Source organism: Kitasatospora sp. NPDC057904 (assembly GCF_042887925.1).
Lineage (GTDB): Bacteria > Actinomycetota > Actinomycetes > Streptomycetales > Streptomycetaceae > Kitasatospora.
On record NZ_JBHVOL010000019.1, the window covers coordinates 30,706 to 43,686 of the forward strand.

A 12,981-nucleotide genomic window follows, 5' to 3' on the forward strand; every position below is an offset into this window, starting at 1 on the left:
AAGAGGTCGTACGGATGAACCTGCTGCTCGCCGAGGTGGCTCAGGCCACCCAGCGGTTGGCCGCGGCCGGCGTGCCCTCGCCGCGCTTCGACGCGGAGGAACTCGCCGCCTACGTCCACAACGTCAAGCGCAGCCAGCTGCACACGGTGAAGGACGCCGACTTCGACGCCCGCTACTGGGAGGCCGTCTCCCGCCGCGAGGCGCGCGAGCCGCTCCAGCACATCACCGGGCGGGCGTTCTTCCGCTACCTGGAGCTGGAGGTCGGCCCCGGGGTGTTCGTGCCCCGGCCGGAGACCGAGAGCGTCGTCGAGTGGGCCATAGACGCCGTCCGCGACATGGACGTCGCCGAGCCGCTGGTCGTCGACCTGTGCTCCGGCTCGGGCGCCATCGCGCTCGCGCTCGCCCAGGAGCTGCCGCGCTCGACCGTGCACGCCTTCGAGCTCGACGAGGGCGCGCTGGAGTACACCCGGCGCAACATCGACGCCAGCCCGGACCGGGCCCGCATCACCCTGCACGCCGGCGACGCCACCAAGGCCTTCGCCGACGACCGCTCCTGGGACGGCCGCTTCGACCTGGTCATCTCCAACCCGCCGTACATCCCGCTCACCGAGTGGGAGTACGTCGCCCCCGAGGCCCGCGACCACGACCCGCAGATGTCGCTGTTCTCGGGCGAGGACGGCCTGGACACCATCCGCGGCATCGAGCGGGTGGCCGCCCGGCTGCTGCGCCCGGGCGGCGCGGTGGTGATCGAGCACGCCGACCAGCAGGGCGGCCAGGTGCCGTGGATCTTCAACGAGGAACGCGGCTGGACGGACACCGCCGACCACCGCGACCTGAACAACCGGCCGCGCTTCACAACCGCCCGAAGGGTGTCGTTGTGAACGATCGAGCACAGTACGACCGCCCGAAGGGTGTCGTTGTGAATCGGCGAGCACAGCACGACAGCCCGAAGGGCGTCGTCGTGACCCGCCGCGCGCAGCGCCGCGCCGTGAACGTCATGAGCCACTCCGGAAGGGGACCGCACCGATGAGCCGCCGCTACGACTGTGCCGATGCCGGGGACCGCACCACCGGTCTGCGGGAGGCCGCCTCCGCGATCCGCCGCGGCGAACTCGTCGTGCTGCCCACCGACACCCTGTACGGCGTCGGCGCCGACGCGTTCTCGCCGGAGGCCGTGGCCGCCCTGCTGGCCGCCAAGGGCCGGGGCCGCAACATGCCCTCGCCCGTCCTGGTCGGCTCCCCGACCACCCTGCACGGCCTGGTCACCGACTTCTCCGAGCAGGCCTGGGAGCTCGTCGACGCCTTCTGGCCCGGTGGCCTCACCCTGGTCGCCAAGCACCAGCCCTCGCTGCGCTGGGACCTCGGCGAGACCCGCGGCACCGTCGCCGTCCGGATGCCGCTGCACCCGGTCGCCATCGAGCTGCTGAACGCCACCGGACCGCTGGCCGTCTCCAGCGCCAACAAGACCGGCGGCCCGTCCCCGGCCACCTGCGACGAGGCGCAGGCGCAGCTCGGCGACGCCATCTCGGTCTACCTGGACGGCGGCCAGGCCGACCACGCGACCGCCTCGTCCATCGTCGACGTCACGGGCAAGGTCCCGGTCCTGCTGCGGGCGGGCGCGATCAGCGTCGAGCAGCTGAGGGAGGTCGTTCCCGACCTGGAGGCCGGAAGTTGACACCCACCGCCTCGCTCCACGCCGGTCCGGGCATAGCGCCGTACCTGAGCGTGGGACCCAGGCCGCTGGACCACTTCCGGATCCTGTACGTCTGCACCGGCAACATCTGCCGTTCGCCGATCGCCGAGCGGCTGACCCGGCGTGAGCTCGACACCCGGCTCAGCCCCCGAGTGGCCGGGCGGATCCTGGTGGAGAGCGCCGGCACCTGGGGCCACGTGGGCGCGCCGATGGAGGACCACGCCGCGACCGTGCTCGACGAGTACGGCGCCGACAGCGGCGGCTTCACCGGCCGGGAGCTGCTGGACGAGCACGTGGTCGAGGCCGACCTGGTGCTCACCGCGACCCTGGACCACCGCGCCCAGGTCATCTCGATGGGCCACGAGGCGGGGCTGCGGACCTTCACGCTGAAGGAGTTCACCCGGCTGGTGCGGACGATAGACCCGGGCACCCTGCCGGACCCGCGCCGCGGCGCGGACGTCACCGAGCGTGCCCGTGCGCTGGTCCGGGCCGCCGCCGCGCTGCGCGGCTGGCTGCTGGCCGCCACTCCGGAGTCCGACGAGGTGGACGACCCGTACGGGGCGCCGATCGGCATGTTCCGCAACTGCGGCGAGGAGATATTCCACGCGGTCGACCCGGTGGTCACCGCGCTCACCGGAGTGCCCGCGCACCCCTGAGCGCCCGCGTCCCGCAGGGCCCCGCGCGCGCCCGCCCGGGTGCACCCGGCCCGCGTCGGCGAGCCGCCCGGGGGGCCCGGTCCTACGCTGGAGGGACCGACCCCCGTAGCGCCCGGGAGCACCGCCATGACCGTCACCGACGCCGTGTCCGGCACCACCACGACGACGGGGCGCCCCTGGGCGTCCGAGGCGCTGCACCGGGCCGATCCCCAGCTGGCCGACCTGCTGGCCGCGGAGGCCGAGCGGCGGGCCGAGACGGTCCAGCTGCTGGCGGGGGAGAACCTGACCTCACCGGCCGTCCTGGCGGCCCTGGGCGGCCCGCTGATCGACAAGTACGCCGAGGGGTACCCCGGACGCCGCCACCACACCGGCTGCGCCCTCGCGGACGCCGCGGAGCTCCTCGCGATCGACCGGGCGCGCGAGCTGTTCGCCGCGCCCCACGCCAACGTCCAGCCCCGCTCGGCGACTTCGGCGATGCTGGCGGCGTACGCGGCGCTGCTGCGGCCCGGCGACGGCGTCCTGGCGATGTCGCTGGAGCACGGCGGGCACCTCAGCTGCGGCTCGCGGGCGAACTTCTCCGGCCGGTGGTTCACCTTCACCGGCTACGGCGTGCGCGAGGACGACGGGCTGATCGACCTCGACCAGGTGCGCGAACTCGCCCGCCGGGTGCGGCCGAAGGCCATCGTGGCGGGCTCGATCTCCCACCCCAGGCACCCGGACTGGGCCGGGTTCCGGGAGATCGCCGACGAGGTGGACGCGTACCTCATCGCCTCCGCCGCGCAGACCACCGGCCTGATCGCGGCCGGTGCGGCGCCCTCCCCGGTGCCGTACGCGGACGTCACGGTGGCGGCCACCCACAAGCTGCTGCGCGGCCCGCGCGGCGGCCTGCTGCTGTCCACCGCGGAGCTGGCCGAGCGGATCGACCGGGCGGTGTTCCCGTTCAGCCAGGGCGGCGCGGCGATGAACGAGGTGGCCGGCAAGGCCGTGGCGCTCGCGGAGGCCGCGACGCCCGCCTACCGGGAGTACGCGCGGCGGGCGGTCGCCGGGGCGCGCGTACTCGCCGAGGGGCTCGCGCAGGCCGGTATGCGCCCGTTGACCGGCGGGACCGACACCCACCTCGTGACGGCCGACGTGCGCCCGCTCGGCGTCACCGGGGCCGAGGCGGAGCGGCGCTGCGCGGCGGCCGGGCTGCTGCTCGGCAAGAGCGCCCTGCCGTACGACCCCGCGCCGCCCTCCGAGGCCTCCGGGATCCGGCTCGGCACCGGCACGGTGACCACGCAGGGGATGGGGGAGCGGGAGCTCGCGGAGATCGCCGGGCTGATCGGCCGACTGCTGGCCGGGGACGAGGTCGCGGCGGTCGGCGCGCGGGTGCGGGAACTGGCCCTGTCCTTCGCGGACCGCGGGTGAACCAGCGCGGCGGCGTATCCGGTTCTCCTACCCGGTAGGGCGAACCGCGATGCGCGTCCCCGGCGTCCGACTCAATAAGGTGTGTGCCGTGGCGACGCACCTCGAACCCCGGACAGGCGCGGGAGTACCTTGGGTACCTTCCCGCAGGACAGTGACGCAGGAGGCCAGTGGTGCGTGAGTATCTGCTGGTCCTGTTCACCACCGCGGCCGTCACCTACCTGCTGACCGGCCCGGTCCGGAAGTTCGCGATCGCGGCCGGCGCCATGCCGCCGGTCCGGGCCCGGGACGTGCACCGCGAGCCCACCCCGCGGCTCGGCGGCATCGCGATGTTCGGCGGTCTGTGCGCGGGCATCCTGGTCGCCTCCCAACTCGACAACCTGAGCAAGGTGTTCACCCAGGGCACCGACATCCGCGCGCTGCTCTCCGGCGCCGGGATCATGTGGCTGCTCGGCGTGCTCGACGACAAGTGGGGCGTGGACGCGCTGGTCAAGCTCGGCGGCCAGATGATCGCCGCCGGTGTGATGGTCTGGCAGGGGGTCACGGTGATCACCCTGCCGGTGCCCGGTGTCGGCGCGGTCGCCGTCAGTCCCACCCAGGGCATGGTCATCTCGGTGACGCTGGTCGTCGTCATGGTCAACGCGGTGAACTTCATCGACGGCCTGGACGGCCTGGCCGGCGGCATGGTCTGCATCGCCGCGATGGCGTTCTTCCTGTACTCCTACCGGCTCTGGTACGGCTACGCGATCACCGACGCCGCCCCCGCCGTGCTGTTCAGCGTGCTGCTGATCGGCATGTGCCTGGGCTTCCTGGCGCACAACATGCACCCCGCGCGGATCTTCATGGGCGACTCCGGCTCGATGATGCTGGGCCTGATGCTGGCCGTCGCCGCGATCTCGATCACCGGCCGGGTCGACCCGGACCTGATCAACAACGAGACCGGGTCGCAGACCGCCACCGTCCACGCCCTCGTGCCGATCTACATCCCGCTGCTGCTGCCGCTGACCGTCATCGCGCTGCCGCTGGCCGACCTGCTGCTCGCCGTCGTCCGCCGCACCTGGGCGGGCCAGTCGCCGTTCGCCGCGGACAAGCGCCACCTGCACCACCGGCTGCTCCAGGTCGGGCACTCGCACAGCCGGGCCGTGCTGATCATGTACTTCTGGGCGGCGCTGATCGCCTTCGGCACGGTGGCCTTCTCGGTCACCAACACCGGCCGCACGGTGGTGCTGACGCTCGCCGGGCTCTGCCTGGTCGGTCTGGTCGTGCTCCTGACGCCGCGGTTCCGGCCGCGCGCCCCGCGCGCGGTGCAGGCCTTCGTGCCGCCGCGCTACCGCCGGCAGCCCTCCGGTCCGATGGCTGAACTGTCGGCCAAGGACAAGCAACTTCTGGGTGAAGCCGGCGAGGGCTCCTCGGCGTCCTCCGAACCCCACGGTCGGACCACCGGGCGGCGCTAGCAAGGAATTTGACGCTCCGCCAGATGGGTTCACCCGATCGGCGGCACTCTTGCTCCGCCAGTGTGACAGGAGCCACACATTCATGGTAAAGCTCTCATCAAATAGTTTGTGATACCGTTCACGAGTACCGAGAACACGCCGAAAGACCTGACAGGTGGAGGACTTCCGTCCCTGGTCGGTCTCCCTCGACGGGCCCGCCGCTCCAGCGGGCGGCCCGGCGGCGGCCCCTCGGTCCGGTGCCACCCCACCGAGTGTTCTGCCCCGTCCCCGTAACACCGACATGCCGCCGGAGCTGCCGACATGCCGTCCAACGACGCCCGGATCCTCCGAGGCGCCGCGATTCCCACTGCGGTCGCCGGGATCATCGCCATGGCGATCTCGTTCCCCGTCGCCGGTGGGAAGGCTCTGCTCGGCGCCCTCTTCGGCGCGCTGCTCGTGATGGCCTTCTTCAGCTTCGGCCAGGTCGCGCTCGACCGGCTGACCAGGTCGAACCCGCACATCATGATGGCCGCCGCGCTGCTCGTGTACACCACGCAGATCCTGCTGGTCGGCATCGTGCTCGCGGTCTTCAAGAACACCGAGCTCTTCAACCGGCAGGCGTTCGCCTTCACCCTGCTGGGCTGCGCCCTCGTCTGGACGGGCTTCCAGGTGCGCGGCGCACTCAAGGCCAAGACCTTCTACGTCGTCCCCGACGCCTCCGAAAAGAAGGACGACAAGTCCTCCGGCTCGGGACGTCAACAGTGACGAGGCCCGACTGTCCCCCCAACGAGGGGGGCGGTGTTTATGCGCCACTGACGGGCTGCTATCGTCCGTCGCAACAACGGAGTACGGGAAGAGGCCAGGTCTGTCCGGACATTGGACGGATCGCCCCCCGGATCCGCGCAGTCTTCGATGATCCCGCAGTGGTGCAGCGCACCGCCGCGCAGGATCCGCGAGAAACCCATCAAGTTCCAGTGCCGCTCCGTGGCCGCAGGCCGCGCCGACACACCGAGGTTGCCGTAACCATGCGTCACGACGAAGGAGTCCGTGGTGAGTGCTGAACTCCCCCTCGCCAGCAGTTGCCACTTCGGGGACGCTGGCTGTGGCTTCCCGGCGCCGGGTCTGAACGAGTTCTCGTTCAAGCCGATCTTCACGATCGGCGGCGTCGACTTCAACAAGCCGATGCTGCTGTCGATGATCGTCGCCGTGCTGGTGGTCGTCTTCTTCTGGGCCGCCTTCGCCAAGCCGCGCCTCGTCCCGGGCAAGCTGCAGCTGGTCGGTGAGATCGGCTACGACTTCGTCAAGCGCTCCATCGTGCTGGAGACGATCGGCAAGAAGGGCGAGAAGTACGTCCCGATGCTCGTCTCGATGTTCTTCTTCATCTGGCTGATGAACATCATGTCGATCATCCCCTTCGCGCAGTTCCCAGTCTCGGCGGCGATCGCGTTCCCGGCCGGCCTCGCGGCGGTCGTGTGGATCACCTACATGACGCTGACCTTCAAGAAGCACGGCTTCGTCGGCGGTCTGAAGAACCTCTGCTGGCCGTCGGGCATCCCCGGCTGGGTCATGTTCATCCTGGTGCCGATCGAGTTCTTCTCGAACATCTTCGTGCGCCCCTTCACGCTCGCGGTCCGAGCCTTCGCGAACATGTTCGCCGGCCACCTGCTGATCGTGATGTTCTCCATCGCCTCCTGGTACCTGCTCAGCCCGACCCTGGGCGCGCTGTACGGCTCGGCCTCCTTCATCGTGGCCGTCGCGCTGACCGCCTTCGAGCTGCTGGTCCAGTTCCTGCAGGCCTACATCTTCGTGATGCTGGCCAGCAGCTACATCGCCGGTGCCCTGGAAGAGGCGCACTGAGCCCCGGGGCTCCGGCCCCGCCCCGAACCACACCTCCCGGATCGCCCGGTGGCCAATCACCACCGGATCACCACCCCTGCAAAGGACAACGTCAATGAGCATCCTCGCTGAGGGCAACGTCTACGGTTCCGTCGCCTCCATCGGCTACGGCCTCGCCGCGATCGGCCCCGGCATCGGCGTCGGTCTGATCTTCGGCAACGGTGTCCAGGCCATGGCCCGTCAGCCCGAGGCTGCCGGTCTCATCCGTTCCAACATGTTCATCGGCTTCGCGCTGACCGAGGCGCTCGCCCTCATCGGCATCGTCATGCCGTTCGTCTTCGGCAACAAGTAATCCGCCGTAGACCCTTTCTGAGGAAGGTCCAGATATGAGCCCCGTGCTTTCGCTCGCGGCCGAGGAGAAGATGAACCCTCTCCTCCCCGCGTGGCCCGAGGTGATCATCGGCCTGCTCTGCTTCTTCATCGTCTTCGGTCTGCTCGGCAAGAAGCTCCTCCCCAGCATCGAGAAGGTGCTGTCGGAGCGCCGGGACGCCATCGAGGGCGGCATGGAGCGCGCCGAGGCCGCTCAGGCCGAGGCCCAGGCCCTGCTTGAGCAGTACCGCGCCGAGCTCGCCGAGGCGCGTCACGAGGCTGCCCGCATCGTCGAGCAGGCTCGCGAGCAGGGCGCCGCCCAGCTCGCCGAGATGCGCGAGGAGGGCCAGCGTCAGCGCGAGGCCATCGTCGCCGCCGGTCACGCGCAGATCGAGGCCGACAAGAAGCAGGCGACTGCCGCCCTGCGCCAGGACGTGGGTTCGCTGGCCTCCCAGCTGGCCTCCCGCATCGTGGGTGAGTCCCTCGAGGACCACGCCCGGCAGAGCGGCGTCATCGACCGCTTCCTGGACGAGCTGGAGGCCAAGGCCGCCGTTGCTCAGGGTGCGGCCAAGTGATCGGCGCAAGCCGTGAGGCCCTCGCCGCCGGGCGGCAGAACCTGGAGAGCCTGACCGACTCCACCTCGGTGGACGCGGTCAAGCTCGCCGAGGAGCTCACCGCCGTCACGGTCCTGCTGGACCGTGAGGTGTCGCTGCGCCGCGTCCTGACCGACCCGTCCCGGTCGGGCCAGGACAAGGCCCAGCTGGTCTCCTCGCTGCTGACCGGTCAGGTCTCCGGCGAGACCGCCGACCTGGTGGCCGGCCTGGTCCGCTCGCGCTGGTCCGGTTCGCGCGACCTGGTCGACGCGACCGAGCAGCTCGCCGCGTACGCCGAGGTCATCGCCGCCGACAAGGCGGGCGCGCTGGACGACGTCGAGGACGAGCTGTTCCGCTTCGGCCGCGTCGTGGCCGGCTCGCACGAGCTGCGCGCCGCGCTGACCGAGCCGAAGGCCGGCACCGCCGCCAAGGCGGAGCTGATCGAGAAGCTGCTCGGCGGCCGCGCCAACGCGGGCACCGTCCGGCTGGTCACCGCCCTCGTGAACGCGCCGCGTGGCCGTAGCCTGGAGCAGGGCCTGGAGTCCTACTCGAAGCTCGCCGCCGCGCGTCGCGGCCGGGTGGTGGCCCTGGTCACCACCGCGGTGCCGCTGTCGGACGCACAGAAGGAGCGCCTGTCCGGTGCTCTGGGCCGGATGTACGGCCGCCAGGTCCACCTGAACATCGACGTCGACCCGGAGGTCGTCGGCGGGGTCCGGGTGCAGATCGGCGCCGAGATCATCGAGGGCACCGTGTCGAGCCGCCTCGAAGGCGCTCGCCAGTCGCTCGAAGGCTGAGTACCGAAGCAGCACATCCGACCCTCGGTCGGGAAACCGGCTCCCAACGGAGCCGGCACATCGTACGGCCGGTTCGGCAGACCCGGCCGAGAGTCGAATACTTGCGGCCCTCAATGGCGGGCCGAGGATCGCAAACTAGGAGAGCAGGGAAGCCTGATGGCGGAGCTTACGATCCGTCCGGAGGAGATCCGGGACGCGCTGGCCGACTTTGTCCAGTCGTACCAGCCGGACGCCGCTTCTGTGGAAGAGGTCGGCACGGTCACTGACGCGGCGGACGGCATCGCCCATGTCGAGGGTCTCCCCTCGGTCATGGCGAACGAGCTGCTGAAGTTCGAGGACGGCACGCTCGGCCTCGCGCTGAACCTCGACACCCGCGAGATCGGTGTCGTCATCCTCGGCGAGTTCGGCGGCATCGAAGAGGGCCAGACCGTGCGCCGCACGGGCGAGGTCCTGTCGGTCCCGGTCGGCGACGGCTACCTCGGCCGCGTCGTGGACCCGCTGGGCAACCCGATCGACGGCCTGGGCGAGATCGCCGCCACCGGCCGCCGCGCCCTGGAGCTGCAGGCCCCCGGCGTCATGGTCCGCAAGTCGGTCCACGAGCCGATGCAGACCGGTATCAAGGCCATCGACGCGATGACCCCGATCGGCCGCGGCCAGCGTCAGCTGATCATCGGCGACCGCCAGACCGGCAAGACCGCCGTGGCGATCGACACGATCATCAACCAGCGTGACAACTGGCGCTCGGGCGACCCGAAGAAGCAGGTCCGCTGCATCTACGTCGCCGTGGGCCAGAAGGGCTCCACCATCGCGTCCGTCCGCGGCGCCCTGGAGGAGGCCGGCGCGCTGGAGTACACCACGATCGTGGCCGCTCCCGCCTCCGACCCGGCCGGCTTCAAGTACCTCGCCCCGTACACCGGTTCGGCCATCGGCCAGGAGTGGATGTACGACGGCAAGCACGTCCTCATCATCTTCGACGACCTGTCGAAGCAGGCCGAGGCCTACCGCTCCGTCTCCCTGCTGCTGCGCCGCCCGCCGGGCCGCGAGGCCTACCCGGGTGACGTCTTCTACCTGCACTCCCGCCTGCTGGAGCGCTGCGCGAAGCTCTCCGACGAGCTGGGCGCGGGCTCGATGACCGGTCTGCCGATCATCGAGACCAAGGCCAACGACGTCTCGGCGTACATCCCGACCAACGTCATCTCCATCACCGACGGCCAGTGCTTCCTGGAGTCCGACCTGTTCAACGCCGGCATCCGCCCGGCCGTGAACGTCGGCATCTCGGTCTCCCGCGTCGGTGGCTCGGCCCAGATCAAGGCGATGAAGTCGGTCGCCGGCCGTCTGCGCCTGGACCTCGCCCAGTACCGCGAGCTGGAGGCCTTCGCCGGCTTCGGCTCCGACCTGGACGCGGCCTCCAAGGCCCAGCTGGAGCGCGGTGCGCGCATGGTCGAGCTGCTGAAGCAGGGCCAGTACCAGCCGTTCCCGGTCGAGGAGCAGGTCGTCTCCATCTGGGCCGGCACCACCGGCAAGCTGGACGACGTCCCGGTCGCGGACATCCGCCGCTTCGAGCGCGAGTTCCTGGACCACCTGCGCCTGCAGCACAAGGACCTGCTGGCCGGCATCGTCGAGACCAGCAAGCTGGAGGACGGCACCATCGACGCTCTCACCAGCGCGATCGCCGCCTTCAAGCAGGGCTTCACCACCGCCGACGGCAAGCTCCTCGGCGAGCAGGCCTGAGTCCGGTAGCGAGGGAAAGGACGTAACGACCCATGGGAGCACAGCTTCGGGTCTACAAGCGCCGGATCCGCTCTGTCACCGCGACGAAGAAGATCACCAAGGCGATGGAGATGATCTCCGCGGCGCGCATCGGCAAGGCGCAGCGCGCGGTGGCCGCCTCCACCCCGTACGCCGATGAGCTCACCCGGGCGGTGACGGCGGTGGCCACCCGGTCCAACGCCAAGCACCCGCTCACCACCGAGAACCCGAACGCCACCCGCGCCGCCGTCCTGCTGATCACGGCGGATCGCGGCCTGGCCGGCGGTTACTCGTCCAACGCCATCAAGGCCTCGATGGTGCTCTCCGAGCGCCTGCGCGGCGAGGGCAAGGACGTCGTGACCTACATCGTGGGCCGCAAGGGTCTGTCCTACTACACCTTCCGCAACCTCGCGGTGGGCCAGTCGTGGACGGGCTTCTCGGACAAGCCGGGCTACGGCGACGCGAAGGTCGTGGCGGCCGAGCTGATCGAGGCCTTCACGGCCGAGACCGGCGGCGTGGACGAGATCCACATCGTCTCCACCGAGTTCGTGTCGATGCTGACGCAGAACGCGGTCGAGGCGCGGCTGCTGCCGCTGAAGCTGGACGAGGTCCAGCAGGGCGAGCAGCCGGCCAAGGCGGAGATCTTCCCGCTGTACGACTTCGAGCCGTCGGCCGAGGGCGTCCTCGACGCCCTGCTGCCGCGGTACGTCGAGAGCCGGATCTACAGCGCGCTGCTTCAGTCCGCCGCCTCCGAGCACGCCGCACGCCGGCGCGCGATGAAGAGCGCGACGGACAACGCCGGCGAGCTCATCAAGTCGCTCACGCGGCTTGCCAACTCGGCCCGTCAGGCCGAGATCACCCAGGAAATCAGCGAGATCGTCGGTGGCGCCAACGCCCTCGCCGACGCTAGCCGCGGGAGCGAATGAGTATGACCACCACTGTTGAGCCGACCACGGCGACGGGCCGCGTCGCGCGGGTCATCGGCCCGGTCGTCGACGTGGAGTTCCCCGTCGACGCCATTCCGAACATGTTCAACGCCCTGCACGTCGAGGTGGACAACCCCGACGGCTCGGGCAAGAAGATCCTCACCCTCGAGGTCGCCCAGCACCTCGGCGACGGCCTGGTCCGCGGCATCTCGATGCAGCCGACCGACGGCCTGGTCCGTGGCGCGCAGGTCACCGACACCGGTGCCGCCATCTCCGTGCCGGTCGGCCAGATCACCAAGGGCAAGGTCTTCAACGCCCTCGGTGAGGTGCTGAACGTCGACAAGGCCGAGTTCGAGTCGCAGGTCGAGGTCCGGTGGCCCATCCACCGCAAGGCCCCGAACTTCTCCGAGCTCGAGTCGAAGACCGAGATGTTCGAGACCGGCATCAAGGTCATCGACCTCCTCACCCCGTACGTCCAGGGTGGCAAGATCGGTCTGTTCGGTGGTGCCGGTGTCGGCAAGACCGTTCTGATCCAGGAGATGATCTACCGCGTCGCCGAGAACTTCGGTGGTGTGTCGGTGTTCGCCGGCGTCGGCGAGCGCACCCGTGAGGGCAACGACCTCATCCACGAGATGGTCGACTCGGGCGTTCTGGACAAGACCGCGCTGGTCTTCGGCCAGATGGACGAGCCGCCGGGCACCCGTCTGCGCGTCGCGCTCTCCGCGCTGACCATGGCGGAGTACTTCCGTGACGTCGAGAAGCAGGACGTGCTCCTCTTCATCGACAACATCTTCCGGTTCACCCAGGCCGGTTCCGAGGTGTCGACCCTGCTCGGCCGCATGCCCTCCGCGGTGGGCTACCAGCCGAACCTGGCCGACGAGATGGGCCTCCTGCAGGAGCGCATCACCTCGACCCGCGGTCACTCGATCACCTCGATGCAGGCGATCTACGTCCCCGCGGACGACCTCACCGACCCGGCCCCGGCCACCACCTTCGCCCACCTGGACGCGACGACCGTTCTGTCGCGTCCGATCTCGGAGAAGGGCATCTACCCGGCCGTCGACCCGCTGGACTCCACGTCCCGCATCCTCGACCCGCGGTACATCGCGCAGAACCACTACGAGACGGCCATCCGTGTCAAGGGGATCCTGCAGAAGTACAAGGACCTGCAGGACATCATCGCCATCCTCGGTATGGACGAGCTGTCCGAGGAAGACAAGATCACGGTGCACCGCGCCCGTCGCATCGAGCGCTTCCTCTCGCAGAACACCTACGTGGCCAAGCAGTTCACCGGCGTCGACGGCTCGACCGTTCCGCTGTCGGAGACCATCGAGGCGTTCAACGCGATCGCGGACGGCAAGTACGACACCGTCCCGGAGCAGGCCTTCTTCATGTGCGGTGGCATCGAGGACCTCGAGAAGAACGCCGCCGAGCTGGCGAAGAAGTAATCGCGGCCGGTAGCAGCCGAGTGACCGTGAGGGGTGGGCCCCAACCCTGGGACCCACCCCTCGCGTCGCATCGGCTGTGAT

The 12,981-nt window shown here is 70.1% G+C and carries 13 protein-coding genes; all 13 read left to right on the forward strand.

What is annotated here, in order from left to right; all coding sequences use genetic code 11:
• The first annotated feature begins 14 nt into the window (after positions 1-14).
• The 13 genes from prmC to atpD all read left to right on the forward strand — a co-directional run bounded on the left by prmC (position 15) and on the right by atpD (position 12,900).
• Positions 15-881 carry a peptide chain release factor N(5)-glutamine methyltransferase gene (gene prmC, locus ACFVSN_RS34460; RefSeq protein ID WP_380440104.1) on the forward strand — a complete coding sequence of 289 codons (867 nt, stop codon included), beginning with the start codon at positions 15-17 and terminating at the stop codon, positions 879-881.
• A 145-nt stretch (positions 882-1,026) separates the two neighbouring features.
• A complete protein-coding gene (locus tag ACFVSN_RS34465) occupies positions 1,027-1,674 on the forward strand; it encodes an L-threonylcarbamoyladenylate synthase (protein WP_380440106.1) in 648 nt (215 codons plus the stop codon).
• A 32-nt stretch (positions 1,675-1,706) separates the two neighbouring features.
• On the forward strand, positions 1,707-2,348 hold the full coding sequence (locus tag ACFVSN_RS34470) for a protein-tyrosine-phosphatase (RefSeq protein WP_359971718.1): 642 nt from the start codon (positions 1,707-1,709) through the stop codon (positions 2,346-2,348).
• A 126-nt stretch (positions 2,349-2,474) separates the two neighbouring features.
• The gene (glyA, locus tag ACFVSN_RS34475) at positions 2,475-3,755 is read left to right on the forward strand and encodes a serine hydroxymethyltransferase (RefSeq protein ID WP_380440108.1); all 1,281 of its coding nucleotides are present in this window, start codon (positions 2,475-2,477) and stop codon (positions 3,753-3,755) included.
• A gap of 170 nt (positions 3,756-3,925) precedes the next feature.
• Positions 3,926-5,206, forward strand: coding sequence for an MraY family glycosyltransferase (locus ACFVSN_RS34480; protein WP_380440110.1), 1,281 nt, complete (start codon positions 3,926-3,928; stop codon positions 5,204-5,206).
• Positions 5,207-5,506: 300 nt separating this feature from the next.
• Positions 5,507-5,950 (forward strand): hypothetical protein, encoded by a 444-nt coding sequence (locus tag ACFVSN_RS34485; RefSeq protein WP_380440112.1) that lies wholly within the window; start codon positions 5,507-5,509, stop codon positions 5,948-5,950.
• A 285-nt stretch (positions 5,951-6,235) separates the two neighbouring features.
• Positions 6,236-7,042 (forward strand): F0F1 ATP synthase subunit A, encoded by an 807-nt coding sequence (gene atpB / locus ACFVSN_RS34490; protein WP_380440114.1) that lies wholly within the window; start codon positions 6,236-6,238, stop codon positions 7,040-7,042.
• Between the two features lie 94 nt (positions 7,043-7,136).
• On the forward strand, positions 7,137-7,373 hold the full coding sequence (gene atpE / locus ACFVSN_RS34495) for an ATP synthase F0 subunit C (protein ID WP_350879602.1): 237 nt from the start codon (positions 7,137-7,139) through the stop codon (positions 7,371-7,373).
• 34 nt (positions 7,374-7,407) lie between these two features.
• Positions 7,408-7,965 carry a F0F1 ATP synthase subunit B gene (locus ACFVSN_RS34500; protein ID WP_380440116.1) on the forward strand — a complete coding sequence of 186 codons (558 nt, stop codon included), beginning with the start codon at positions 7,408-7,410 and terminating at the stop codon, positions 7,963-7,965.
• Positions 7,962-8,777 (forward strand): F0F1 ATP synthase subunit delta, encoded by an 816-nt coding sequence (locus ACFVSN_RS34505; RefSeq protein ID WP_380440118.1) that lies wholly within the window; start codon positions 7,962-7,964, stop codon positions 8,775-8,777. Before ACFVSN_RS34500 ends, ACFVSN_RS34505 begins: the two co-directional genes overlap by 4 nt.
• A 156-nt stretch (positions 8,778-8,933) precedes the next feature.
• On the forward strand, positions 8,934-10,508 hold the full coding sequence (gene atpA, locus ACFVSN_RS34510; protein ID WP_380440121.1) for a F0F1 ATP synthase subunit alpha: 1,575 nt from the start codon (positions 8,934-8,936) through the stop codon (positions 10,506-10,508).
• Between the two features lie 32 nt (positions 10,509-10,540).
• A complete protein-coding gene (locus ACFVSN_RS34515) occupies positions 10,541-11,452 on the forward strand; it encodes a F0F1 ATP synthase subunit gamma (RefSeq protein WP_380440123.1) in 912 nt (303 codons plus the stop codon).
• 2 nt (positions 11,453-11,454) lie between these two features.
• Positions 11,455-12,900, forward strand: coding sequence for a F0F1 ATP synthase subunit beta (gene atpD / locus ACFVSN_RS34520; protein ID WP_380440125.1), 1,446 nt, complete (start codon positions 11,455-11,457; stop codon positions 12,898-12,900).
• Positions 12,901-12,981 lie beyond the last annotated feature (81 nt).

Bases quoted from the DNA above. Each gene is read 5' to 3' on its own strand.
- glyA (WP_380440108.1), top strand. From the start codon at position 2,475: ATGACCGTCACCGACGCCGTGTCCGGCACCACCACGACGACGGGGCGC.
- prmC (WP_380440104.1), top strand. From the start codon at position 15: ATGAACCTGCTGCTCGCCGAGGTGGCTCAGGCCACCCAGCGGTTGGCC.
- ACFVSN_RS34500 (WP_380440116.1), top strand. From the start codon at position 7,408: ATGAGCCCCGTGCTTTCGCTCGCGGCCGAGGAGAAGATGAACCCTCTC.
- ACFVSN_RS34465 (WP_380440106.1), top strand. From the start codon at position 1,027: ATGAGCCGCCGCTACGACTGTGCCGATGCCGGGGACCGCACCACCGGT.
- atpE (WP_350879602.1), top strand. From the start codon at position 7,137: ATGAGCATCCTCGCTGAGGGCAACGTCTACGGTTCCGTCGCCTCCATC.
- ACFVSN_RS34485 (WP_380440112.1), top strand. From the start codon at position 5,507: ATGCCGTCCAACGACGCCCGGATCCTCCGAGGCGCCGCGATTCCCACT.
- atpD (WP_380440125.1), top strand. From the start codon at position 11,455: ATGACCACCACTGTTGAGCCGACCACGGCGACGGGCCGCGTCGCGCGG.
- ACFVSN_RS34515 (WP_380440123.1), top strand. From the start codon at position 10,541: ATGGGAGCACAGCTTCGGGTCTACAAGCGCCGGATCCGCTCTGTCACC.
- atpA (WP_380440121.1), top strand. From the start codon at position 8,934: ATGGCGGAGCTTACGATCCGTCCGGAGGAGATCCGGGACGCGCTGGCC.